A 23,645-nucleotide genomic window follows, 5' to 3' on the forward strand; every position below is an offset into this window, starting at 1 on the left:
GTGGAGATCCAGTCCCTGAACCGGCCTTCGGATCAGGCCCGCGCGTCGGTGATCGAGATGACCGCGTACAGGGCGGATGAGGTTTTCGGCGCCCGCGAGGCCGGGCAGTCAGGCATGCCCGCTTTGACTTGTTCAGGCGGATCGGTCTGCACGGCACGAGTGGCCTCAGGAGGCTTTGCGGCCGAGGCTCCTGACGATCGTTCGGTGCACGGGATTCCGCCGGGTGGTGATCGGATCAACCGTCGGATGGCGTGCGACCTATACCGAAAGGTGCCTCGCTGTCAATGGCACCCGGTGGAAGACCATGCACTCGCCTGCCCTACCCGCACTGACCAGCAGGCTGGATTGGTCGATGCACGTTCGGAAGGCAGCCTTTGAGCAACCCGATTCCGGGCGCTGACGCGCATACAGCCGGCTGCCGGCTCATTCCGTGGCGGATTCAGGTGGACAGGAGGGTGAGCGGTGGGCAACACATCAACAATCACCATGACGTTCGATGGTTGCGGCGCGAGCGTGGAGAGCCTGACCTGGGCACAGATGGTCATGTGGCGGGCCGTCGAACGGTTCGGCGGTGCGGCTGAGCGGTTCAACATGCCGCGGTGGCGTCTGCTGCCGCGTCCGGTGCCGACGGCCCGTGCGGTGAAGGCGCTTCGTTTCCTGATCGAGAACAGGCAGACACTGCGTACGCACTTCGTCGCCGGTACGGACGGGCCGCGTCAGCACGTCGTCGGCACCGGAACCCACGAGATCGCCGTCATCGAGGTCCACCGCTACCGGGCTCGACAAACGGCGCTCCGCACCGCGGACGAGATGGCCGCCCGCCGACTGGACCTGGTGCGGGATTGGCCGGTCCGATTCTGCCTCCTCGTCGAGCGGCACCTCGTCGTCGGTGTCGTGTTGGTGGCCTCGCACGTCGCCCTGGACGGCTGGGCGACCGACCGGCTACTTGCCGACGTGCTCGACAGCATGGGCGGGCGTCGTCGACCGAGGCCGGAACGGTACACGCCGCTCGCTCACGTACGCACGGAACGCGCCGGCGTCGGGCGCGGCACCCTGCAACACCTCGAGCGGTGCCTGCGGGCGGCGGTCCCGTCCATCTTCGCCTCCTGCACGGGATCGCAGGCCGTGCCGCGCTTCCATGTGCACACTCTACGGTCGGCGGGCATCGTCCCAGCTGCACGGACGATCGCCGACCGGTGCAGAACGACGACCGCGGCGGTCCTCCTCGCGGCCGCTTCCGCCGTGCTTGCCACCGCCTGCGGCGAACGGCAGGTACCTGTCAACATCATCGCGTCGAACCGGTTCACCGTCCGGTACCGCTCACTCGCTGCGGCGCTGGCCCAGGACGCGCTCGCGGTGGTGCCCGTGGGGGACACGAACTTCGACGACACGGTCCGGCTGGCGTACCGGTCGGCGACCGTCGCCTGCTGCCACTCCCGCTACCCGCCTGCGGAGCTCGACCGGCTCCGTGACCGCGTCGAGGCGCAGTCGGGTCAGGCCTGTCGGATCACCGCGTACTTCAACGATGCCCGCACGATGCATCCGGACGGGCGGCCGGTCGAACCGGCACCTCGACGATGCCGCCGGACCGATGCCCGCGGTGTCCTGTTGCGGCTGGACGGCCTCCACGACAACGACATGCAGTTCTACGTCCGGATCACCTCGGCCGGCACCGCCTACGACATGCTGCTCGTGACGGACTCCCACCTCTTCTCCGCGGTGCGCAGTGAACAGCTCCTCCGCGGCATCGAAGCCCTGCTGCTCGCCGGTGCGACCAGTCCCCTGCCGGTGACCGGGATAGCCGCCCTGACCGCCGCCTAGCAGTTCATCGCCAGCACTCATCCCATGGAGGCACGCATGCCATCGGACACCGTCAGCCTGCTCCGCGACATCTGGAGTGGCCTGCTGGCCACACCGATCGGACCCGACGACGACTTCTTCGACAACGGGGGCTACTCCCTGCTCCTGATCGAGATGGTCATCCAGGCCGCGGAAGCCGGGCTGACCATCGAACCGGAGCAGGTCTTCGACCACCCCACCCCGGCCGCGCTGGCGGCGGTGCTGGAGGACACCCCGGAGACCGTCCGGTGACGGGCCTGCCGGAGCTGTTCGACGGTGTCGCACGACGGCACCCGAGCCGGGCCGCCGTGGTGGACGAGACCGGCAGCACGACCTATGCGGAGCTGCGGCGACTCAGCGAGGACACAGCCCGCGACCTCAGACGTCGCGGCGCCGCCCCGGGCCACCTCGTCGGCGTCCGCCTGGGTCGCGACGCGCGGACGGTCGCCGCCATCATCGGTGTGCTGCGGACCGGAGCGGGCTACGTGGCCCTGGACCCGTCCTATCCGACCGACCGGATCACGTTCATGGCGGCCGACGCCGGTCTCGGACTGATCGTCGGTGGTTCCGGTCCGGCCGGCCCGCCGGTCGTGACCGGGACCGCGGCACCGTGTCCCGCGGCGCTACCGGACGACCTGGCCTATGTCGCCTACACCTCCGGCTCCACCGGCCGGCCGAAGGGCTGCATGATCACCCACCGCAACGTCGTGGCGTTCCTCGACGAGACCGTCCCGCTGTTCGCCCTGACGGCGGACGACCGGTGGACGGTCTTCCACTCGCTCGCCTTCGACGCCTCGGTATGGGAGCTGTGGGGCGCTCTGGCCACCGGCGGAACCGCCGTGATGGTGCCGGAGCGGGCGCTGCGCAACCCGGCGGTGTTCGCTCGGCTGCTCGTCGACGAGGGCATCACCGTCGTGTCCCAGGTCCCGTCGGCGTTGCAGTACCTGCTGCCGGCTCTGGCACGGCAGCAACGGTGGCCGACGCGTCTGCGGTACCTGTGCTCGGTCGGCGAGGCGGTACGCCTCGACCTCGTGGCGGCGCTGCACCGCATCGCCCGAGGCACCGTACCGACGGTGGTGAACATGTACGGACCCACCGAGACGACCGTCTTCGCCACCGCGAAGGAGATCACCACCGCCGACCTCGACGCCGGTGTCCGGTCCCCCATCGGGCGTCCCCTCGCGCGGGCCGGTGTCGTGGTCATGGGTCCGGACCGGCAACCCGTGCCGCCCGGGCAGGCCGGCGAGATCTGGGTCACCGGCGAGACGGTGGGTGCCGGCTACCTGAACCGGCCCGACCTGACCACCGACCGTTTCGTCCGGTGGGGTGACGCGCCCGCGTACCGGACCGGCGACCTCGGCCGGCAACTGCCCGACGGCGCCTTCGAGCACCTCGGCCGCATCGACCACCAACTGAAGGTTCGCGGCTTCCGGGTGGAGCCGGGGGAGGTCGAGGAGGTGCTGCGCCGTACCGGACGGGTCACCGATGTCGCGGTGTGCCTCGGCCAGGTCGGCCCGGCGAGCTTCCTGACCGCATGCGTCACCACCACGACCGGGTCACTGGACCCGGACGAGATCCGGTCACTGCGCGAGGCCGCGGCGACGGCCCTGCCGGCCGCCCTGTGCCCCGACCGCTACCTCGTGATCGACCGGCTGCCCCGGAACGCCGCCGGCAAGACGGACCGACCCGCACTGGTCGAGCTGGTACGGAACCGGCTCGCCGCGGCGGCGGCCCCGCTTCTCGCGGTGCCACGGCGATGACGGACACGTCCACGAACCGGGTACGGATCGTCGCCGACGCCGTACTGAACGGCACGACGCCCGTCGACGGGTCGCTGGAGCGGATCGGTCTGACCTCTCTGGAACGGCTCGAACTGTGTCGCGAGCTCGAGCGGAGGACCGGGGTCACGGTCTCGCTGGCGGACGCGATGACGGCCACGACCACGACCGCCCTCGCCACCCGTTACCGCAACGGCGGCACACCCGGACGAAGCACCCCTGCGCGAGGCGGCATACCCCTGACCTCACTGGCGCGAGGATGTCTCCTCCGCCAGCTGATCTCCCCGTCCGACGTCGCCGGCAACTGCCTCCTTCTGTGGGCCCTCGACGGCCCGGTCGAGGTGGACCTGCTCGCCGGAGCCCTCATCGACCTGCAGGAGCGGCACGAGTCGCTACGGTCCTCCTACAGCCTGCGCGGCGGGGCGGAGCTCGCCCGGCCACCGTCCGTCCCGGCCCGGACAGCCGCGGACACCCTGGAGCAGGCGCTGGCCCGGTGCCGGCAGATGCTCGGCGTCCCGCTCCACCCCACGGCCGGCGACGTCTTCCGCTCAGTGATCATCGGTACGCCGACCGGCGTCGTTCTCGGCGTCGTCGCACACCATGTGGCCTTCGACGGCTACAGCGAGAGCGTTCTCGCCGCCGATCTGTCCCGGGCCTACCGAGCCCGGCTGACCGGACGGGCGGTCGACTGGCCGGCCGCACCGGACGCCCGCACGGCAAGCGCGTCCTACCGTGGACAGCGCGCCGCCGCAGACCTCGACCAGCAGCGGGCCCGGGTCCGTGCCGCCCTGTCCGGCGTCGTCGAACTGCACCTACCCGGTGCCGTCCGACGGGTGTCCGGGCGGGAGCCCGCAGCGCCGCGCGTGCTCTCCACCGGACTGGCACCCGTCCCGACCTCCTTCGCCGCCATGGCCGCCGCCTATGCCCGCGCCGTGCACACCCTCACGGGTGTGCGGGACGTCGCCTTCGCGGTGCCGGTCAACCGCCGGGCCGCCGCGGGACTCGACACGGTGATCGGCAACTTCGTGGAGATGCTGCCGGTGCGGATCCTGCTGCCGATCCGTCCCGACGCCGATGCGGACCTCACCGCAACCGCCGTCGCCTGGACCGGAGCGCTGGGCGGTCTGGACCTGGAATTCGAGGAGGTGGTCCGTGCGGTCCGCGCCGCCAGGCACGTCTACCAGCACGTCTTCGCGGTGCAGAACAATCCGGCGCCGCGGCTGGAGCTTCCCCGGGTACGGGCTCGCCTCATCCGGGCGCACTATCCGGGCCTGGCCAACCGGAGCATGACCGAAGTGTGGCCGGCGGGCACCGGATACTCCGATACCGCCGACACCGCGGTCCTCACCTACGGGGAAGGCTGGGTCGGCGAGGCCGAGGCCGCCCAGCTGCTGACCGCGTTCCGGACCAACCTCGACCGGTACCTGCGCCAGGCGGCGGCGGATCCGGGAGTCGTCGCGACGGGGGTGGCACCCCGATGAGCCGTCCGGTCAGGAACCACGGCGTGCTCGCCACAGCGGCTCTCTTCGGACTCAACGGGCTGCTCATGGGCAGCTTCGCCACCCGTATTCCCGATCTGAAGCATGGGCTGCACGCCACCGACGGCGCGTTCGGCCTGGCCCTGATCGGGGCGACCGTCGGCGCTGTGGGCCTCGCCGGACCCGCGGGTGCTGCCGTCGCGCGCTACGGCGCCGGACGCGTCGCAAGGCTCAGCGTGGTGGGCACACCGGTGGCGATGCTGCTGCTGCCGATCGCCGGTACGCTCACCGCGTTCGGCGGACTCCTCGTCCTCTTCGGAGCCGCGGCGGTCACACTGAACACTGCGGCGAACAGCATGGCAGCCGACGTCGAGCGGCTTCTCGACCGGTCGGTGATGTCCCGCATGCATGCCCTGTACAGCAGTGGCGGGCTCGTCGGCGCGGTCACCGGCGGACTCGCGGCCACGACGGGTCGGACGGCGACGACACAGTTCGCCGCGCTGACAGTATTGTGCCTGGCGGTCAGCATTTCGGTACGGGACAGCCGTATCCCCGTTCCGCGCCGTGCTCCCGAGCCTGCCGTCGGCGCGATCCGACCGGTCCGGTCACGGCCGGCAATGCTGCTGGCCGCCATGGCGTTCTGCTTCTACGTCGCCGAGGCGGCGATCGACGACTGGAGCGCCATCTACCTGCACGACGCGCTGGCCGCACCGGCCGCGCTGGTCGGGGCGGGGTACGGGGCGTTCTCTGTCACCATGGCGATCGGCCGCCTGTTCGGCGACCGCGTCATCGACGCGATCGGCGCCGTGCGGGCCGTGCGGATCGGATCACTCCTTGCCGGAGCCGCTCTCGCGCTGGGAGTGTCGATGCGGACGCTCCCCGCCGCCATCGCCGGGTTCGCCCTGTTCGGGCTGGGCATGTGTATCGTGGCGCCGGCCTGCTACGGGGCCGCCGGCCGCCACGGCAACCACATGATCGCCAGGGTCACCGCCACCGGGCACATCGGCCTGCTGATCGGTCCCGCCGCCATCGGCGGCCTGTCCCACCTTTCCGGTCTCCGGACCGCCATGCTCGTACCGGGCGCGTTGGCGCTGCTGATCGCCGCATCGGCGACGGCGGTGAGTCCGGTCGGCCACGCGAAGGTCCGGGAACTTCTCTAGCGAGCCACCCAACTGCGAACGCCACATCGACGCGGTGCCGGATCCGTGAACGCCCGTTGTGGGTCCACCCGATATCCGATCGGTCGGCTCCGTCGCGCTGGGTGGAAGCATGATCGACTTCGGCTTGGCGGTGTGTCCCTGCTGGGCCGGTGGGCGTCCGGAGTGGGCCGGACGCTGCCGGACCAGGCTGAGCACGCAGCAGTGAACAGGCAAAACGCCCTGCTGGAGATCATCCGGTAGGGCGCGGGCGGATGCCCGGCGGCCCGGAGCAAACTCGGGCCACCGGGCATCCGCCGGGTGTTACTTGCCGTCGGTGAGGGCGACCAGGGCGCTGGCGGTACGGAAGTAGGGGTTCCGGCCGAGGTCGCCGACGGTGGTGATGCCGAAGGCCTGCTTGAGCAGCTTGGCATCACCGTCACTGACCCCGGCGAGGGCGGACACCGGGGCGTCGACGAGCTCGGTGAGCGCCTTGTCCTGGTAGGCCTTGTCGACCAGCTTGGTGAGGTCGGCGGTGACGGGCATAAACCCTCCTTCAGGACCCGATCGGACTTTCCGATCGAATGCGGTCAAAACTAGCAGACTGGATCATGGAACTCCATCGACGCCCACAGTGGATAGACGATGGGCTCAGCCCTCGTCGTCGCCGCCCTCGTCCTCGTCGTCGCCGAAGACCTCGTCGGCGACCATCCCGCCGGCGAACCCGAGCGCGGCACCACCGACCACACCGGCGGCGACACCGCCCATGCCGGGGCCGTGCCGCTCGTGGTGCTCCTCGTGGTGGTCGCCCGGATAACCGTGCCCGACGTGCCCGTAGCCCGGGTGCCCGTACAAGGGCTGACCGTAGCCGGGCTGACCGTAACCAGGGGTGCCGTAGGCGGGCTGGCCGTAGCCGGGCGGCGGGGGTGGCGGGGGATATCCGGGGGTGCCGTAACCCTGGGTGGGCACCGCGTGGCCCTGCCCGCCGTGCAGGCCCTGGCGGCCGTCGAGGGCCTGGCGGATCCAGCCGTCGACCTGCGCGGTCCAGTCACCGTGCTCGGCATCCCCGTGGGCGACGTGGTGACGCCCGTACGAGTCGTGGCCACCGGTGAACAGACCACCACGCTTGTCGAATTCCAGCACCACGTCCACGCCGTGCCCGCTGGTCACGAAGGTCAACTCGACCTCGTTGACGGCGTGGGCGTACTGCGGGGCGGCGTAGTACTCGATCTCCTGGTAGAACGGCAGCGTCTGGTGCAGCCCGGAGAGGTGACCGCGTTCGAGGTCGGCACCCTTGAACGGAAAGCCGAGCCGACCGAACGCCTCCAGGATGCGCTCCTGCGCCGGCAGCGGGTGCACGTACACCGGGTCGAGGTCGCCCTTGTCGACCGCACCGCGAACGGCCACCTCGGTGCGCAGGCCCATCGTCATGCCGTGCAGGTGCTGCCCGTACAGGTCGGTCACCGGCGTCTCCCACGGCACCGCCACCTGGAACGGCAGGGACAACCGCTGCCCCTCCCGCAGGTGCAGGCCACCGGCGACCTGCACGCGGTGGAACTCCACGAACGCGTCGTACTCCTCCTCGACGCCCTCCATCTCCACCCGGGTGACCAGGCCGACGGTGATGTGGTCGATGTCCACGTCGTGGCTGCCGCCGGTCAGGTTCACCTGCCCGTCGAGCAGCAAACCCGGACGGGTGTTCGGATTGGACAGGACCGTGTCGACGCTCGGGCCACCCACCCCGAACGCGCCCAGCATCTTCTTGAACACTCCGCGCGTCTCCCTTGACGAACAACAGTCGCGCGACACCGCAATCCGAGGAAGATTCCACCGGGAAGCCCTGTGGCGCAACGAGATCAACGCCATCCATGATGGAGGCCGTTGCGCCGGAAAATTACCAACGCCACCTGAGAGGTAGCTGAGCGCGTCCGCACGACTACCGGCGGGTAGGAGGGTCGAGCCGGTCAGGGACTCCCACCGGCACCGTCCGCGAGGACCCGGGTGTGCGGGGTCCGGTCACGGCATTCCTGGTTCGTGGGTGGATCAGTTGCGGTACGCGCGATGCAGGAAGTACGACGCGGCTCCCACACCGCCGATCAGCAGTGCGGTGCTGCCGACGTGACCCCACCAGTGGTCCAGTAGGCCCTCGGCCAGCGTGCCGGAGCGCAGCAGTTCCTCCATCGTGACGGCCGCCGCGAGGACGACCATGGCAGCGACGAGCCACCCCCGGCGGCCCGTCGTCCGGTCACTCGTCATTGCTGGAATCGCCTCCCTGTCTGGCGTAGCGGCCGTACCGTGCCGCAGCGACTCGCCCGCCGCACCGGTCCGGGGACACACCGGCACCCATGACGTGCGGCACCGTCCGCTGACGGCGACGGATTCCCGCCCGGTGCTGCCCCGTCGACGGTGCGCCGACCATGGCGGACGGGCGCCCTGTTCGCGGTGGCGGCAGTGGTCCCACGCTAGAAGGATCGCGGGTCGGAGACGATCCCGCCAGCACGACGAGCTGCGGTACAGCAGGCTGTACCGCCCGCCCACGGCCACTGCGGTTCGTACGACGGCACCGCGCCGCCACACGGGGCGCGGCTGACCGCGTCTGGTTCCGCGGCGGCGGGCGTCGTCCGCCGAACCGACGGCCGGGATCGGTGTCGGCCCTTTCCGGGGTACGTCGACGGGCGGACCCGTCCTGCGGGCCCGCCCGTCGGGGGTGTTCCGCCGGTCCACGGAACCGGCTGTCCGTGGCCGGCTACTCCTTGATGCCGATACCGGCGACCGGCGGGACGCGGAGCAGTCGGGCGACCGGCAGGATCGTGGTGAACAGCGCCAGCAGCGTCGTGCCGCCGATGATGGACACCCAGCCCAGCGGTGGTACGTAGGGCACCAGCTGGCCGGTGAGCGTGTGCACGATCGACATCAGGGTGACGGCGGCGATGGCTCCGCCGATGAGCAGCGAGACGCCGAGCAGACCGGTCTGTTCCGCGTGGACCATCCGTTTGACCTGCTTGCCGGTGACCCCGACCAGGCGCAGCAGGGCCAGCTCGCGGCCCCGGGCGAGGGCGGCCATGACCATGGTGTTCGCCGCGGCGAGAGCGGCGTAGCCGACCATGATGCCGATCAGGAGCTTGTTGAGCCAGGCGCTCAACGCGAGGTCGTCGGCGAGCTGACCGCTGACGTCGGCCGTGCTGGTCACCGAGCTGCCGGGGTACCGGCCGACGACCTCGCCCAGCGCGGCGGAGACGTCCTCACCGGGCTCGCTGCGTACCAGGATCCGCTCGTAGCCGGCGACGGCGGTGTGCCCGGCGACGACGTCCTTGACGACGGTGACATCGCCGAACGCGAAGCCCCGGTCGTAGATCGCCACGACGCGCAGATCGGCGGGTGTGCCGTCGCCGAGCCGCACCGTGACCTGGTCGCCCACCCGCCAGCCGTTCGACTCGGCCTGCAGGGTCGACGCCGCCATGGCCGACCCGCGCAGGTCGGCCAGGCTCCCGCTGCGGACCTTGAGATCCATGGTGAGGTCGACGCCCTCCGGGTCGATCGCCTGCGCGTCCGCGCCCTCGGCGGCTCCGTCCGGGATGATCGAGGTGTTCCGTACGCCGGTGGCCGCGAGCACCCCGGGAATGTCGCGGATCTGCGCCAGCATGGTGTCGGGCAGTCCGGTGGCGGACACCACGGTCTGCTGGGCCAGCATCCCACCACGGTTCTCGGCGACGATCTGCTTGTCCAGGTTGTCCTGGAGGAACCAGACCGAGCCACCGAAGCCGACGGACAGCACCAGTGCGGTCAGCACCGTGACCATGCCCTGGGCGTTGGCGCGCAGATTAGCCGCGGCGAGGTAGCCGCTGTCGCCCCACACCCGCCCCAGCACCGGGGCGAGCAGTCGGGCGGCCGTCCGGTTGATCCACGGCCCGAGCAGGGCGACCGCGAGGACGAACAGGCACAGCAGACCCATCGCGGGCCCGAGGGCGGCGGTCCCCTTCGCCGCGCCGGTGAGGGCGATCAGGATGACGCCACCGGCCAGGGCGACGAAGCCGGAGATCAGGCGGAGGGGGCCGTTACGGCCGGATTCCACGGCGATCTCACCGAGCGCCTCCGTCGGGCGGATCCGCACCGTCCGGCGGGCTGCGATCAACGCGGCACCGGCCGCCACCGTGACCGTCGCGACCGCCACCGCTACCGCCGCCCAGCCGCCACCGCGAACCGGGAAGGTGTCCGGGATGAACGCGCGGTCCACCAGTTCCTGGTGCAGCCATCGGCTGGTGAGCCACCCGGCGGGCACCCCGATGACCACCGACAGCAGGCTGAGCAGCCCCACCTCGGCGAGGACCAGGCGGGCGACCTGGCCGGGGGTGGCGGCGACGGCGCGCAGCAGGGCGAGGTCACGGCGGCGGTGCCGGACCGCGAGACCGATGGTGCCGGCCACCACGAACATGACCAGCAGCGCCACGTAGCCGCCGAACACACTGCCCAACTGCACCAGCAGGAGGGAGGCCGCCTGGTCCGCGGACTGTTCCAGCAGCCCCCGCTCGTCGCCGGCGTAGGCCTTGACGCCGGCCTCGGCGGCCAGTCGGCGCACGTCGGCCACCACGGTCCTGGCGGCACCGGGTTCGGCCAGGACGGCCACCGCGTCGACCCGGCCCAGCCGTGGGTGCAGGACCACCGCGTGCGCGTCGGTGAAGAACACCGCGGGCGGTGCGTGCGGGTCGGGCCGGGTGCCCGCGTGGCGGACGAGACCGCTGACCCGGTACGTCCGTGCGCTGCCGTTCACCAGGACCGGCACCTCGTCGCCGGGAGCCACCGAAGCGGCCAGACGTTCGTCCAGCGCGACCTCGGTGTCGCGGGTGGGTCGGACTCCGGTGGTCAGCCGGTACGGGGTGACGGCGGTGCTGCTCCACCCGTGACCGGTGGCGGCGCCGTTCGGCAGGATCGCCGGCACCGTCCGGTCGGCGACGACGGTGGCCACCCCCGGCAGTTGCCGGATCCGGTCGACCATCTCCGCCGGGACGGTACCGCCCTCGGGCAGCACGACGGTGGTCGTCTCCTGGTCGCCCAGCGTGGTGGAGGTGAGCGTGATGTCGCGGTTGGCGACGACGACATCGGCGGCCGCGTACCGCTGTGGGGCGGCGGTGAAGCGCAGGCCGGACTCCACGAGGACGCCCAGCGACATCAGGATCAGCACTCCGGCGGTCATCGCCAGGAGGGTGGCGACCGCGCTGCCCTTGCGGTGACGCAGCATCTGTCCGGCCAGTTTCAGCACGGGTCAGCCCTCCTGCGTCAGCTGCGGACGACGCCCGAGCGTCGCGAGGTGCTCGGCGATCCGCGCCGCGCCCGGCTGCGGCATGTCGTGCACGATGCGCCCGTCGGCCAGCACCATCACCCGGTCGGCGTAGGACGCCGCCACCGGGTCGTGCGTCACCATGATGACCGTCTGTCCGGCCTCGTCCACCACCGAGCGCAGCAGGGCCAGCACCTCACCGGCGGTCTGGGTGTCCAGCGCGCCGGTCGGTTCGTCACAGAAGATGACCTCGGGCCGGGTGGCCAGTGCCCGGGCGATCGCGACGCGTTGCTGCTGCCCGCCGGACAGTTCCGAGGGGCGGTGGGACAGCCGCTCGGTGAGCCCGACCCGGTCGATGATCTGCTGTATCCAGAGGGGGTCCGCCCGTTTTCCGGACAACCGCAACGGCAGCGTGATGTTCTCCTGCACCGTCAACGCCCCGACGAGGTTGAACGCCTGGAAGACGAACCCGATCTCCGACCGCCGCAGCTTGGTCAGCTTCGTTTCGGAAAGCCGCGACAGTTCCGTGTCGCCGACCCACACCAGGCCACTGGTCGGGCGGTCCAGCCCCGCTGCGGTCTGCAGCAACGTGCTCTTGCCCGAGCCGGACGGCCCCATTACCGCGGTGAATGTCCCCCGCTGAAAGGCCGCGTCGACACCGGCGAGCGCGGTTACCGCCTGCCGGTCACCGCCATATACCTTGCGCAGTTGCTGGACCCGCACCGCCGCCACCGGCGTCTCTGTGTCCACCGTCGACACGACATCGAGTCGTGCACTATTCACCGACATCGCCGGACTCCCATTTTCGTTGATTTCCTCCGCGAAGAAACCATATTTTTGGGAGTCGCCGACAACAATCCAGGTGGCGGGCCGATCGCGGTAGCGCTGGCTGTACCGTCCGGACCCCGGCCCGGTCGTCAGGTCGTTGCGGGCAGGGTGGGTGGGCGGGCGAGCCGCGCGCAGCGGTGGTCGCGTCGCCACCGGCTCCGGTCGCCACCGTGATCGTCGGGCGCCGGCTCTGCGTCAGCTCACAGAGGCCAGGTAGTCCGCGAGGCGGGCCGAGCCGGCGAGCATCGCCCGGCCCCGGGCCGTGATCCGTCCGCGCCACTGGTCGATCGACGCGGCCAGCGGACCGGGGCCACCGGCAGCGTGGACCTGCCCGATCACGGCCGCGATGTGGTGCAGCGGGTAGCCGCCCCGGCGCAGCAGATGGGCGAGTTCGGCGTCACGTACGTCGTCGGCGTGGTAGGCCCGCGCGGTCCGGGACCGGGCCGGGGCGAGGATGCCGGCTCGTTCCCATGTGCGCAGGGTGGCCGGGGTGACGCCGAGCCGATGGGCGAGGACGCCGATCGGGACGGGCACATCCGGGGCCGGCGTGGCCGGCGGGCCGGAGGCGAGCAGGACGACCGCCGAGGCGACGCGTTCCACGGTCTCCCGGTCACGGTGGAGCTGCACGTGGGCGGTGTCGAGCACGGCCAGTGCCGTCGGCAGGTCGCCGCCGAGCACCGCTTTCATGATCTCTCCGGCGGCGCGGTGGCCGTACCCCGCGACGAGCGCGACGTAAGCGGTCAACGCGCCCAGGTGGTCGTCGGTGTAGACCCGGTAGCCGCTGGCCGTGCGGACGGCGGGCGGGATCGTGCCGGCCTGCTCGTAGTTGCGGACCGCCTGCGCGGACAGCCCGACCGACCGGCCCAGGTCCACCGGCCGGTACCTCGCGTTTTGAGACTTCAGGTGACGTTCTCCGAGCTGGATCGGGGTGAAGTTTCACAGGTCGGTTCAACGATACGGTCGAGGTCATGGTTTTCGACACCGCGTTGCTGTCCCTGGTCGGCACCCGACGGCCGCACCTGCTCGCGATCGGTGAGCCCTACCACGGTGAGCCGGCATTCCCGCGCCTGCGTAACCGGATCCTCGAAACGCTCGTCGGGCACGGTTTCCGGTCGATCGCGATCGAATCGGACCGGGCCGCCGGCCTCGCCGTCGACGACTACGTCCAGGGCCGGCGCGACGAGGTGGACCTGGGCACCGGTATCAGTCACGGCTGGGGTGCCCACCCGGCGACCCGCGAACTGGTCGACTGGCTGCGCGAGCACAACGGGAAACTGCCACCCGCCGAGCGCGTCACCTTTCACGGTTTCGACGCCCCGACCGAGATCACCGGCGCACCCAGCCCCGGCCCGCTGCTCCGGGAGCTGTGCGAATACCTCGGCGTGGCGACGACCGACCTGGACCGCCTGGTCGGCGCGGACGACCGCTGGACCACCCCGGAGATCATGTACGACGCCTCGTGTTCGCCGGGCCGCTCACCCGAGGCCGCCGCGCTCCGGGGCCTCGCCGAGGACCTGCGATCCCGGTTGTACGCCGACGCGCCCCGGCTCGTCGGCGACACCTCCCCCGCGGCGTGGAACCGGGCCAGAGTACTCGCCACCACGGCGATCGGCCTGCTCACGTACCACGCCGCGATGGCCGAGCCGGGCACCCAGTCCCAGCGGATCGGCCGCCTGCTCGCGACGCGGGACGCGGTGATGGCACAGAACCTGCTCGATATCCTCGCCCTGGAACGCGACCGTGGGCCGGTTCTGGTCTCGGCCAACAACGCCCACCTCCAGCGGCACCCGAGCCGGTGGGACACCCATTGGGAGGGTCAGGACCAGGCGGCACGGTGGAACGGTGCCGGCTCCATCGTGTCGCCACTGCTCGGCGACAGGTACCTCTACGTGGCCGGAAGCCTCGGGGCGAGTGGGCCGGTCGGCCTCGGCCCACCGGAGGTCGGCACCTACGAGGAACGCCTCGGCCCGCAGACCGGGATCTTCGCGCCACCCGTCGGCGGCGACCTGCGCCCACGCGTGACGGACCTGCTCGGGTACTCCCCGCTGGACGCGGCCACGATCGGGACCTGCGACGCGATCCTGCACATCGGTTCGGAGCCCGGCGCGGCTGACGCCGCCCGGATCGCCGGCCGTCCCGGAGTGACCGAGACCCGGATCGAAGCCGGCCCCGGCATGCCGTCCCACACCTGGGGCGACCGGTTCTTCTTCGCCGGCGAGGACCGGATGCGGCCGTTCGCCACCATCGTCGGGCACGACGTGCCCGGCTTCGACGAACGGTCCCGGCTGTCCTCGCCCGGCCGGTACCGGCTCAACATCGAGGTCGGTCGTACGGAGTTCCGCAACCTGTTCGGCTACGGACCGGAGGAGTTCGCCGCCCACCGCGACGGACTCGACTTCACCCGGACCGACCGCCTGATGCCCCATCCCGCCTACGCTGTCCAGGGCTGGGTCAGCGTGGTCAACCCGGGCCCGGCCACCGCGGACGAGGTGGAGCGGCTGCTGGACCGGGCACGTGTCCGCGCCGCTGCTCGCGAGCACCACGGGAGCCGATGACCGGAGCAGGTGCCGCCGGCCCGCCGGTTTCCTGCCGACTCCACTGCATCGAGGTGAGCATGGCGCGACTGATCCACCTGAACGGCCCGCCGGGCATCGGCAAGTCCACCCTCTCGGCGCGCTACGCCGACCGCCATCCCGGCGCCCTGAACCTCGACGTCGACACCATCCACCGCCTCGTCGGCGGCTGGCGGGACGAACAGACCGACACCTGGCCGGCCGTGTGGTCCCTGGTGCGGGGGATGGCGGCGGTCCACCTGGCCGGCGGACACGACGTCGTCCTGCCGCAGTACCTCGCGACGAGCGACGAGATCGAGGGTGTCGAGCGGATCGCGCGCGTGCACGGGGCGGGTTTCCACGAGATCGTCCTGGTCGACGAACGGGAGACGGCGATCGAGCGGTTCCACCGCCGCGCCCGCGACAGCGACGACGCGTGGATCCGCCACCACCACCGGCTCGTCGCGCGGGCCGGTGGGTCGACCGCACTCGCCACCATGTACGACAACCTGATGGAGGTCGTCCGCCTGCGCCCGGGAGCGGTGCTGGTGCCCAGCGTGGTGGACGAGGTGCAGGCCACCTACGCGTCGCTGGTGCAGGCGCTGGGATCAGCGGTCTTCGACGGGTAGCCCGCCCGCGGTGTCCGGCAGGTGCTCCGACGCGAGAAGGGCGATGAGCTTGTCGATGCGCTCCGTGCCCGGCTGGTGGCCGGTCAGGGCGTGCGACCGGGCCGCCAGCCGGGCGCTGCGCCAGGCGGCGGTCAGGTCACCGGCCCGGTACTCGGCTGCTGCGCGGGCGGCGAGCGCCCGGCCTTCGAGCAGCAGGTACCCGCACCGCCGGGTGATGGACAGCGCCGCATGGCACCAGGACGGCGCCGCGGGCTCGTCGATCTCGGCGAGGCTGACGGTGACATCGGCCTCGATGTACCGGTCCGCGGTCGTGCGCGCGGTTCTCAGGGCGTTCAGCAGGGTGCCGGTCTTCCCCTCGACGACGCCCAGGATGTGCAGGGCGAGCGCTTCGACCCGGGGCTCGGCCGGCGTACGCGCCAGGTCGAGCGCCTGCCGGGCGAGGTCGGCCGCCCGCCGGTGCTCGCCCCGGTCGCCGTGCACGCGGGCCAGCGCGCACAGGGTCGTCGCACGGCCCCGGCTGCCCGTCTGCTCATGCAGTTCCAGTGCCTCGGTCAGCGTCCGCAGCGCGTCGTCGGACCGGCCGAGAAGGTGGTGGACGACGCCCAGGTTGCTCAGGATCAGTGCCCGGCTGGAGGTTGCCCCGCCCTGGTGGGCCAGGGTGAGCGCCGCGTGGTGATGCTCCGCGGCTGCACGGAGCCGACCGAGGTCGGCGCAGACCAGTCCGAGATTGTTGTGGTTGACGGCGACACCCGCGGTCCGGCCGTTGCGTCGGTTGACGGCCAGCGCCTGCTCCATGACCCGCAGCGCCTCACCCGGCTGGCCGGTCATCCGGAAGACCGGGCCCAGGTTGCCCAGTGCGGCCGCCTCGCCGTCGCGCCATCCCGAACGCTTCGCCGCGAGCAGCGCCAGCTGATAGTCGTCGATCGCCTCGGGGAACCGTTCCAGCCGCCAGTGCAGGGCGGCGAGACTCAGCCGGGCCGCTGCCTCGGCCTGCTCGTGCCGGTCGGCCCGGGCCGCGGCGAGACCGATCCTCGCGACCTCGGACCACTGGGTGGTGTGCATGCCCAGCCACAGGTATCCGCGCAGCGCGTCCGCCAGCGACCAGGCGAAGGCGTGCAGTTCCCGGTGCGCCGCATGGCGGGTCACGGCGACGAGGTTGTGCCGGTGCGCGTCGAGCCAGGCGAGGGCGTCGACATGGGTGGCGAACCGCATCGGTGGACCGACGGGCGCGGGTAGCCGCGTGGGCACCCGCAACACCTGGGGACACAGCCGGTCGGCCGCCGCGTACACGCTGAACAGGTACCAGGACAGCAGGTCGCCCAGTGTCTCCCGGTTGTCCCCGGTCTCCGCCAGCTCGGTCACGTACCGGCCGAGCAGGTCGTGGGTGCCGAAATGGCCGGGCGTCCGCTCCTGTACCAGGTGCGCGTCGGCGATCCGGGAGAGCAGGTCCGCCGCCTCGCCGGTTCCGCACCGCAGCATCGCGGCGGCCGATTCCGCTGTCACGTCGCAGCCGGGCACCAGGCCGAACAGCCGGAACAGCCGCTGGAGCCGCGGTGGCAGGGTCCGGTAGGACGCGGCGAACGCCGAACGCACCGCGGTCTGGTCGTCGTCCCGGACGGTCAGCACGGTCAGCGGATCACCCGTCCGGAGCCGCGCCAGATACCCACCGACCCGCTCGTCCGGGCGGCCGTGCAGGTCCGCTGCGGCGATACGCAGGGCCAGCGGCAGGTGTGCGCAGTCCCGGGCCAGTTCGGCGAGGGCGTCCCGCTGCCCGGCGACCCGGTCCGCGCCGATGACGCGGGTCAACAGCTCGGTGGCCTCCTGCGGCGAGAGCACGTCCAACGACAGCCGCTGCGCGTCGTGCCCGGCGGCCAGCCCACCGAGGCGGTCACGGCTGGTCACGATCACCAGGCAGCCGGCGCCGCCGGGCAGCAGCGGCCGGACGTGCGCGGTGTCGCGGGCGTTGTCGAGCAGGATCAGCACCCGCCGGTCGGCGAGCACGCTGCGGTAGAGATCCGTCGCCTCGTCGACGTCGTCCGGCACCTGGGTGGGTGGCACACCGAGCGCGCGTAGGCAGCGTGACAACGCGTCCGACGGCGCTGTCGCCGCTCCGGGTGAGTAGCCGCGCAGGTCCAGGAAGAGTTGCCCGTCGTCGAAGAGGTGCCGTACCCGGTGCGCCCACCGGATCGCCAGCGCCGTCTTGCCCACCCCGGCCGTCCCGACGATCGCGACGACCGCCAGGGCGTCGCTCCCCCGGGCCCGGCTCAGCATCGTGTCCAGCGTGGCGAGCGCGTCGCCCCGGCCGGTGAAGGTGGACAGACCGGCGGGCAGTTGGGCGGGACGCGGAGCGGTTCCGGTCTCCCGGACCGGTGACGCGGGGCCGCCCGGCGGAAGTTGTCGCCGCAACACCCGCACGTGGGCCTCCGCGAGCCGCGCCCCCGGCTCGATGCCCAGCTCGTCGGCGAGGAGGCGGCGGATCCGCTCGAACACCCGCAGTGCCTCGGCCCGGTGCCCCGATCCGGCCAGCGCCGTCATCAGCCGCACGGCGAGACCCTCGTGCCACGGGTTCCCGGTGACCAGCTCGCGCAGCGGCGCCACCGCCGCGGCGTGCCGACCGAGCGCGAACTCGGCGTCGAACAGGTCCTCGGACGCGGCGAGCCGCTTGTCGTGCAGGCCGGCGACGGCAGCCGGTACGAACGCGGCGGACGCGCCCGCGAGGGCCGGGCCACGCCACAACGCCAGCGCCTGTCGCAGCAGGGTGGCGGCCCGCTCGTGCTCGCCGGAGTCGGCGTACCGACGCGCGGCTGCGGTCATCCCGGAGAAGACCACCACATCCAGGTCGTCACCGGCCAGTTCAAGGCGGTATCCCCCGGAATCCGAGTGGATCGTCTCGGGTATGCCGGCCGCCCGGGTCAGTCGTCGCAACCGGGAGACACAGACCTGGACCTGTGCCCGGGCGCGGGTGGGGAGCGCGCCGCCCCACAGGGCTTCGGCCAGCTGCTCCGCCGACACCACCACGTTGGCGTTGAGCAACAGGTACGCCAGGACGGCGCGTTGCTGGGGTCGTCCCAGCGGTACTCGCTCGCCCCGCACCACGGCCTCGACCGGGCCGAGCAAGCGCCATGTCATCCGGCCCCCACATCGACGTATCGATGAAGATTCTATGGGCCGCAGCCAGGGCGGCTATCGGACGGCTAGCCGATGGCAAGCGACGCCGCGCAGCCTGGTGGAGCCGGGCGGACGGCCCGGAACCTGGGTGAAGGAGCTTCCATGAGACGAAGAATCCGCGCCGCTCTCCTCGCGGTGACGACGCTCGGCATGGTCGTCGCGTCGGTCGGGGTCGCGCAGGCCGGCGAGTCGGCGCAGCCGTCACAGCAGTCGCAGCAGTCCCAGTCGTCGCAGCGCGACGCACGGGCCGCCGCGGCGGCGTCGAACGGGCTGGGCACCGCCGCGAAGGGCGGGATCGGCACCGCCGCGACATGGTTCACCGGCACCGTCCCGGCCGGCAGCACCCAGGGCTGGACCTGGACCAACGCCCCGGCCGACGCCGCCTACGTGGTCGGCTACAACCCGGCCGGCGCCACCACCTCGGCCACCTGCCAGTTCGAGACGATCAGCAGCAAGTACGTCCAGCTGTCCAGTGGGGAGCGGCAGTTCCACTTCACCCTCAAGAACGTCGGCTCGATCGCCTGTGGTGCGACGGTGCAGCTGGCGGCGGTGGCCAGCACGGCCCTCGTCTCGACCGGCGGGGTCAGCCCGGGAGGCACCCAGACGTACCTCTGGAACGTCCCCTGGAACACCATCTGGGTGGCCGGTCTCAACCCGAACGGTGCCACGAGCACGACGGCCTGCCAGTTCCAGGTGACCCGCATCTGGACCGTGCAGCCCGGCAGCTCGCTCCGGCAGATCTGGGTGGAGGTCAAGAACGTGGGGGCCGTCACCTGCCAGGCCGACGTCCGGCTCGGCTCGACCACCATCGGTTCGCAGTTCTCGATGGCGACCGTGAGCGCCGGGGCGACCTGGTCCACGACCTGGAACAACGCGAATCCCGTCACCTCGGCCTACGTGATCGGCCCGTCGCCCCAGGGCAGCTTCCCGACCTACTGCCAGTTCGAGGTCACCCGGGTGGTCTACGTCCAGCGCATCAACGCTGACGGCTCCTCGCAGCGCCAGGTCTCGATGTGGTTCAAGAACCTCAGCACGCTCTCCTGTGGAGGAACCGCCTACCTGCAGGCCGTCGCCGCCTGATCCGGCACCCGTCCCCGCGGCCATCGCGCGACAACCAGCGTTGTCGCGCGATGGCCGCGCCCTTTCCGTCGCGACCCTTCCGCCGGCCCGGGTCAGTTGCCGACGCCGAGGCTCGCCATGAAGGCCGTGGGATAGCGGTCACCGCGCGCGGCGCCCTTCGGCACGGCCGCCTCGATCGCGTCGAGATCGGCGGCCGACAGCTCCACGTCCAGCGCCGGCAACGCCTCGGCCAGCCGCTGCCGGGTACGCGCACCGACCAGCGCGACGATGGACGGGTCCTGCGCCGCCACCCAGGCGATCGCCAGCTGCGCCACCGTGCACCCCTTCGCGTCGGCGACCCGACGCAACGCCTCCACCAGGGCGAGGTTGTGCGACGCGTTCTCGGCGGAGAAGCGGGGAGCGTGGTTACGCGGGTCGTCCGCCCGCCCCGGCACCCAGTTCCCCGAGAGCAGCCCACGGCCCAGCACCCCGTACGCGGTCAGCCCGATGCCCAACTCCCGCAGCGTGGGCAGCACCTCGGCCTCGACCGCCCGCGACAGCAGCGAGTACTCGATCTGAAGATCAGCGATCGGGTGTACGGCGTGCGCCCGCCGGACGGTCTCCGCGTCGACCTCGGAGAGCCCGATATACCGGACGTAACCGGCGTCGATCATCTCCTTGATCGCGCCGATCGTGTCCTCGACCGGCACCGACCGGTCGAGCCGGGCCGGCCGGTAGATGTCCACGTGGTCGACGCCGAGCCGGGTCAGCGAGTAGTTCAGGAAGTTGCGCACCGAGTCCGGGCGGGAGTCCTGACCGGCGAAGCGCATGCCCGGCCCCACCTGCTGCCCGAACTTCACACTCAGCAGGTAGCTGTCCCGGTCGCGTCCGCGCAACGCCTCCGACAACAGCAGCTCGTTGTGCCCCATGCCGTAGAAGTCGCCGGTGTCGACCAGGGTGACCCCCGCGTCCAGCGCGGCCCGTACGGTGGCGACGCTCTCCCCGCGATCGGCCGGGCCGTACGTGCCCGACATGCTCATCGCCCCCAGCCCCACCGCGGAAACCGTGGGACCTGTACTGCCCAGTGTGCGTGTCTGCATCGAAACTCTCCCTCGTCGGTCGATTCCGGCTCCACCCTGCGCCGCTGTCCGGCCCGCCGGTAGCGGAGCGCTTGTCGTGGGAGCGCCACTCCCTGGCTCGGTGCCCGGCCCTGGGGCAGCATGGAGGCATGCAGCGTGAGCAGCTCGCCGACTTCCTGCGTCGCCGGCGCGGGGCCATCCGACCCGCCGAGGTCGGCATCGCCGACGGCCCCCGCCGCCGCACCGCCGGCCTGCGCCGCGAGGAGGTCGCCATGCTCGCCGGCATGTCCGTCGACTACGTCGTCCGCCTCGAGCAGGGGCGCAGCAGTCAGCCCTCCACCCAGTTGCTCGCCGCCCTGGCCCGGGCCCTGCGCCTGACCGACGACGAGCGGAACCACCTGTTCCACCTGGCCGGTCACCAGCCGCCGCCCGCCGCCGGCATCGCCCGCCTGGCCCGGGCCGGTCTGGTCCGCCTGCTCGACCTGGTGGGCGACACCCCCGCCATGGTCCTGTCCGATCTCGGCGAGGTCCTGGCGCAGAACCGCATGTCGATCCTGCTCACCGGCGACCACACCGGGCTGACCGGTGACCGCCGCTACGTCGCCTACCGCTACTTCACCGACCCGAGCGTCCGCGACCTCCACGGCCCCGGGGAATGGCGGCGGCACGCCCGCCAGCAGGTCGCCGACCTGCGCGCGGTGGCCGGCCGCCGGGCCGACGACCCGGTCGTGACCGGCCTGATCGACCGGTTGCTGGCGGCGAGCGACGACTTCCGACGGCTGTGGGCCGAGCACGAGGTGGCGGTACGCCGCGCCGACCGCAAGACGTTCCTGCACCCGCGCGTGGGCCGCGTCACGATGGACTGCGAGACCCTGGTCACCCCCGACCTCGGCCAGCAACTGCTGGTGCTGACCCCGGCCGACGCCGAGGCCCGGGAGAGACTCGAGCTGCTACGCGTACTGGGGGTCGAGGAGTTCCCGGCCAGCGTGCCGCACTGACCGGGCCGGTCGGTGGTCAGCGCACACCGGCCCCCCGCGGGATCCGCAGGGACCGGACCAGCTGCCGGTAGAGGGTGTCGGTGGCGAGGAGCTGCCGGTGCGTTCCGGTGGCCCGGATCGCGCCGGCCTCCATGACGACGATCAGGTCGGCGTCGATGACGGTGGAGAGCCGGTGGGCGATGGTGAGCACCACACCGGTCTGCACCTTCACGCGGACGGCGTGGTGGACCGCCGCTTCGGTGATGCCGTCGAGCTGGGCGGTCGCCTCGTCGAGCAGCAGCACCTCGGGGGTGTGCAGCAGGGCACGGGCCAGCGCGACGCGCTGGCGCTCGCCACCGGACAGCGTGGTGTTCGTCACGACCGTGTCCAGCCCGTCGACGAGGGTGCCGACCTTGTCATCCAGACGGACCTCCGCCAGGACGCGGTGCAGGTCGTCGTCGGTGGCGCCGGGCAGGGCCAGGGTGAGGTTGTCGCGGAGGGTGCCGGGCACCAGGGCGGGTTCCTGCTCGACGTACGCGAGTCTCTTGCGGATCTCGGTGCGCGGCAGGGACCGGTACGGGACGTCGTGCAGGTGGATGGTGCCCCCGGTGGGCTCGAGGAAGCGCAGGATGAGGGAGAAGAGGGTGGTCTTGCCGGCTCCGGAGGGGCCGACGATGGCGACGTGGCCTCGTCGCGGGATGTCGAGCGTGACGTCGTGGATCGCCGGCGGCAGGTCAGGGCCGTGGGCACCGCTCACGCCGACGAGCCGGAGCGCAGGGGTGGTGCCATTCCCAGGGATGATCGGCGGGACGGTGCCGGGCACGGGTACCAGGTCCTCTTCGACGGGCATGGTGTCGGTTTGACGGATGCGTTCGGCGGCCGCGATGCCCGCCTGCAGGGCGGTGGCATTGGTGGACAGTTCGGTGACCGGGCCGAGGAGACCGAAGGTGTAGAGCAGGAAGGCGACCAGAGCCGAGACCCCGAGGTGGCCCTGGTCGACACGGTAGGCGCCGACGGCGAGGGTGCTGATCAGCGCGACCTGGACGCCGACCCAGGCGACGGTCCAGGCGAGGACCTCGCGCCGGGAGGCGCGGATGCCGTGCTCGGCCGACGACGTGGCTTCGGCGGAGATCCGCGAGGCCAGGCGGGCCTCCGCGCGGCTCACCTTCACGCTCCTGATGGCCCGCAGGGTGCCTTCCAGGGCGGCACCGAGCCGGCCGACGTGCTCCTGTGCCCGCTCCTGTTCCCGGGCGATGCCGGGCATCATCAGCGCGAACAGCAGCGCGACGACGGTGATGGCGACCACCGTGGTGGCGAACAGCACCAGGTCCAGCACCGCCATCAACACCAGTGTGCCGACCAGCATGATGGTGCCGCTGATCAGGCCGACGAGTGAGCCGGCGGCCGCTTCGCGCAGCAGGACCGTGTCCGAGGTGAGGCGCGCGACGTGCTCCCCCGGCGATCTGCTGGTGATGCTGGGCACGGTGGCGCGGAGCAGGCGGTCGACCAGGGAAGTACGCGCTCGCAGCACGACGCGCTCGCCGAGCGTGCCCAGCATCGTCTGCTGCCAGGCCGTGACGGCGGCACCGACGACGAGCAGGATCAGCAGGGTCGTCACCGGAGCGGCCAGCGACGCCGACCCACCGAGCGAGTCCAGGATCCACTTGGTGACCAGCGGGTTCGCCAGCTCCAGCGATGCCGCCACCAGCGCGAGCGACAGGGCCACCGCCAGGGTGCGCCGGTGCGGCCGGACGAACGACCACAGGATGCGCAGTCGCGGCAGTCGGTTCCTCAAGCTTCCCGCGCCAAACATGCTCAAAATGAAACATCGCTGTACCAAAATTGGC

Annotated in this window: 18 protein-coding genes; 9 read left to right on the plus strand and 9 right to left on the minus strand. The window is 71.8% G+C overall.

The window, feature by feature from the left end; genetic code table 11:
- Positions 1–462: 462 nt before the first annotated feature.
- Genes O7612_RS29160 through O7612_RS29180 form a run of 5 tightly spaced genes read left to right on the plus strand, consistent with a single transcriptional unit; the run spans position 463 to position 6,255 of the window.
- Positions 463–1,821 (plus strand): hypothetical protein, encoded by a 1,359-nt coding sequence (locus tag O7612_RS29160; RefSeq protein ID WP_282269169.1) that lies wholly within the window; start codon positions 463–465, stop codon positions 1,819–1,821.
- Between the two features lie 36 nt (positions 1,822–1,857).
- Entirely contained in the window at positions 1,858–2,091 is a 234-nt protein-coding gene (locus O7612_RS29165) for a phosphopantetheine-binding protein (RefSeq protein WP_282269171.1), read from the plus strand.
- Positions 2,088–3,599: an amino acid adenylation domain-containing protein gene (locus tag O7612_RS29170; RefSeq protein WP_282269172.1), complete on the plus strand. Its 1,512-nt coding sequence runs from the start codon at positions 2,088–2,090 to the stop codon at positions 3,597–3,599. The genes O7612_RS29165 and O7612_RS29170 overlap by 4 nt, the downstream gene beginning before the upstream one ends.
- On the plus strand, positions 3,596–5,098 hold the full coding sequence (locus O7612_RS29175; protein WP_282269173.1) for a condensation domain-containing protein: 1,503 nt from the start codon (positions 3,596–3,598) through the stop codon (positions 5,096–5,098). Before O7612_RS29170 ends, O7612_RS29175 begins: the two co-directional genes overlap by 4 nt.
- Positions 5,095–6,255: an MFS transporter gene (locus O7612_RS29180; protein ID WP_282269174.1), complete on the plus strand. Its 1,161-nt coding sequence runs from the start codon at positions 5,095–5,097 to the stop codon at positions 6,253–6,255. The genes O7612_RS29175 and O7612_RS29180 overlap by 4 nt, the downstream gene beginning before the upstream one ends.
- A gap of 300 nt (positions 6,256–6,555) precedes the next feature.
- Here the strand turns inward: O7612_RS29180 and O7612_RS29185 are convergent, their stop codons facing one another.
- The 6 genes from O7612_RS29185 to O7612_RS29210 form a co-directional block, all read right to left on the minus strand.
- Positions 6,556–6,777, minus strand: coding sequence for a hypothetical protein (locus O7612_RS29185; RefSeq protein ID WP_282269175.1), 222 nt, complete (start codon positions 6,775–6,777; stop codon positions 6,556–6,558).
- Positions 6,778–6,882: 105 nt separating this feature from the next.
- Positions 6,883–7,989, minus strand: coding sequence for a sporulation protein (locus O7612_RS29190; protein ID WP_282274094.1), 1,107 nt, complete (start codon positions 7,987–7,989; stop codon positions 6,883–6,885).
- A gap of 285 nt (positions 7,990–8,274) precedes the next feature.
- Positions 8,275–8,487, minus strand: coding sequence for a hypothetical protein (locus tag O7612_RS29195; protein WP_282269176.1), 213 nt, complete (start codon positions 8,485–8,487; stop codon positions 8,275–8,277).
- A 490-nt stretch (positions 8,488–8,977) separates the two neighbouring features.
- The gene (locus tag O7612_RS29200) at positions 8,978–11,488 is read right to left on the minus strand and encodes an FtsX-like permease family protein (RefSeq protein WP_282269177.1); all 2,511 of its coding nucleotides are present in this window, start codon (positions 11,486–11,488) and stop codon (positions 8,978–8,980) included.
- Between the two features lie 3 nt (positions 11,489–11,491).
- Complete coding sequence (locus tag O7612_RS29205; protein WP_282274095.1) at positions 11,492–12,295, minus strand: ABC transporter ATP-binding protein; 804 nt, start codon at positions 12,293–12,295, stop codon at positions 11,492–11,494.
- A 234-nt stretch (positions 12,296–12,529) separates the two neighbouring features.
- The gene (locus tag O7612_RS29210) at positions 12,530–13,237 is read right to left on the minus strand and encodes a TioE family transcriptional regulator (RefSeq protein WP_282274096.1); all 708 of its coding nucleotides are present in this window, start codon (positions 13,235–13,237) and stop codon (positions 12,530–12,532) included.
- Positions 13,238–13,302: 65 nt separating this feature from the next.
- Here O7612_RS29210 and O7612_RS29215 point away from each other — a divergent pair, with 65 nt between their 5' ends.
- Both O7612_RS29215 and O7612_RS29220 read left to right on the plus strand, forming a co-directional pair.
- Positions 13,303–14,889: a DUF6194 family protein gene (locus tag O7612_RS29215; RefSeq protein ID WP_282269179.1), complete on the plus strand. Its 1,587-nt coding sequence runs from the start codon at positions 13,303–13,305 to the stop codon at positions 14,887–14,889.
- A gap of 59 nt (positions 14,890–14,948) precedes the next feature.
- Positions 14,949–15,515, plus strand: coding sequence for an AAA family ATPase (locus O7612_RS29220; protein ID WP_282274097.1), 567 nt, complete (start codon positions 14,949–14,951; stop codon positions 15,513–15,515).
- Here O7612_RS29220 and O7612_RS29225 read toward each other — a convergent pair.
- Complete coding sequence (locus tag O7612_RS29225) at positions 15,495–18,644, minus strand: BTAD domain-containing putative transcriptional regulator (protein ID WP_282269181.1); 3,150 nt, start codon at positions 18,642–18,644, stop codon at positions 15,495–15,497. The genes O7612_RS29220 and O7612_RS29225 overlap by 21 nt on opposite strands.
- A gap of 141 nt (positions 18,645–18,785) precedes the next feature.
- On the opposite strand from O7612_RS29225, the gene O7612_RS29230 reads away from it, so the two are divergent.
- Complete coding sequence (locus tag O7612_RS29230; protein ID WP_282269183.1) at positions 18,786–19,763, plus strand: hypothetical protein; 978 nt, start codon at positions 18,786–18,788, stop codon at positions 19,761–19,763.
- A 92-nt stretch (positions 19,764–19,855) separates the two neighbouring features.
- Here the strand turns inward: O7612_RS29230 and O7612_RS29235 are convergent, their stop codons facing one another.
- Positions 19,856–20,842 carry an aldo/keto reductase gene (locus tag O7612_RS29235; protein ID WP_282269185.1) on the minus strand — a complete coding sequence of 329 codons (987 nt, stop codon included), beginning with the start codon at positions 20,840–20,842 and terminating at the stop codon, positions 19,856–19,858.
- A 128-nt stretch (positions 20,843–20,970) separates the two neighbouring features.
- Here O7612_RS29235 and O7612_RS29240 point away from each other — a divergent pair, with 128 nt between their 5' ends.
- The gene (locus O7612_RS29240) at positions 20,971–21,819 is read left to right on the plus strand and encodes a helix-turn-helix transcriptional regulator (RefSeq protein ID WP_282269187.1); all 849 of its coding nucleotides are present in this window, start codon (positions 20,971–20,973) and stop codon (positions 21,817–21,819) included.
- 16 nt (positions 21,820–21,835) lie between these two features.
- Here the strand turns inward: O7612_RS29240 and O7612_RS29245 are convergent, their stop codons facing one another.
- Positions 21,836–23,593: an ABC transporter ATP-binding protein gene (locus tag O7612_RS29245; RefSeq protein ID WP_282269189.1), complete on the minus strand. Its 1,758-nt coding sequence runs from the start codon at positions 23,591–23,593 to the stop codon at positions 21,836–21,838.
- Positions 23,594–23,645 lie beyond the last annotated feature (52 nt).

This window comes from Micromonospora sp. WMMD987, assembly GCF_029581435.1.
Lineage (GTDB): Bacteria > Actinomycetota > Actinomycetes > Mycobacteriales > Micromonosporaceae > Micromonospora > Micromonospora rifamycinica.

Coding starts and splice junctions, on each gene's coding strand:
- O7612_RS29180 (WP_282269174.1), top strand. CDS start 5,095: ATGAGCCGTCCGGTCAGGAACCACGGCGTGCTCGCCACAGCGGCTCTC.
- O7612_RS29205 (WP_282274095.1), bottom strand. CDS start 12,295: ATGTCGGTGAATAGTGCACGACTCGATGTCGTGTCGACGGTGGACACA.
- O7612_RS29215 (WP_282269179.1), top strand. CDS start 13,303: ATGGTTTTCGACACCGCGTTGCTGTCCCTGGTCGGCACCCGACGGCCG.
- O7612_RS29195 (WP_282269176.1), bottom strand. CDS start 8,487: ATGACGAGTGACCGGACGACGGGCCGCCGGGGGTGGCTCGTCGCTGCC.
- O7612_RS29175 (WP_282269173.1), top strand. CDS start 3,596: ATGACGGACACGTCCACGAACCGGGTACGGATCGTCGCCGACGCCGTA.
- O7612_RS29240 (WP_282269187.1), top strand. CDS start 20,971: ATGCAGCGTGAGCAGCTCGCCGACTTCCTGCGTCGCCGGCGCGGGGCC.
- O7612_RS29225 (WP_282269181.1), bottom strand. CDS start 18,644: ATGACATGGCGCTTGCTCGGCCCGGTCGAGGCCGTGGTGCGGGGCGAG.
- O7612_RS29165 (WP_282269171.1), top strand. CDS start 1,858: ATGCCATCGGACACCGTCAGCCTGCTCCGCGACATCTGGAGTGGCCTG.
- O7612_RS29230 (WP_282269183.1), top strand. CDS start 18,786: ATGAGACGAAGAATCCGCGCCGCTCTCCTCGCGGTGACGACGCTCGGC.
- O7612_RS29190 (WP_282274094.1), bottom strand. CDS start 7,989: ATGCTGGGCGCGTTCGGGGTGGGTGGCCCGAGCGTCGACACGGTCCTG.
- O7612_RS29235 (WP_282269185.1), bottom strand. CDS start 20,842: ATGCAGACACGCACACTGGGCAGTACAGGTCCCACGGTTTCCGCGGTG.
- O7612_RS29220 (WP_282274097.1), top strand. CDS start 14,949: ATGGCGCGACTGATCCACCTGAACGGCCCGCCGGGCATCGGCAAGTCC.
- O7612_RS29185 (WP_282269175.1), bottom strand. CDS start 6,777: ATGCCCGTCACCGCCGACCTCACCAAGCTGGTCGACAAGGCCTACCAG.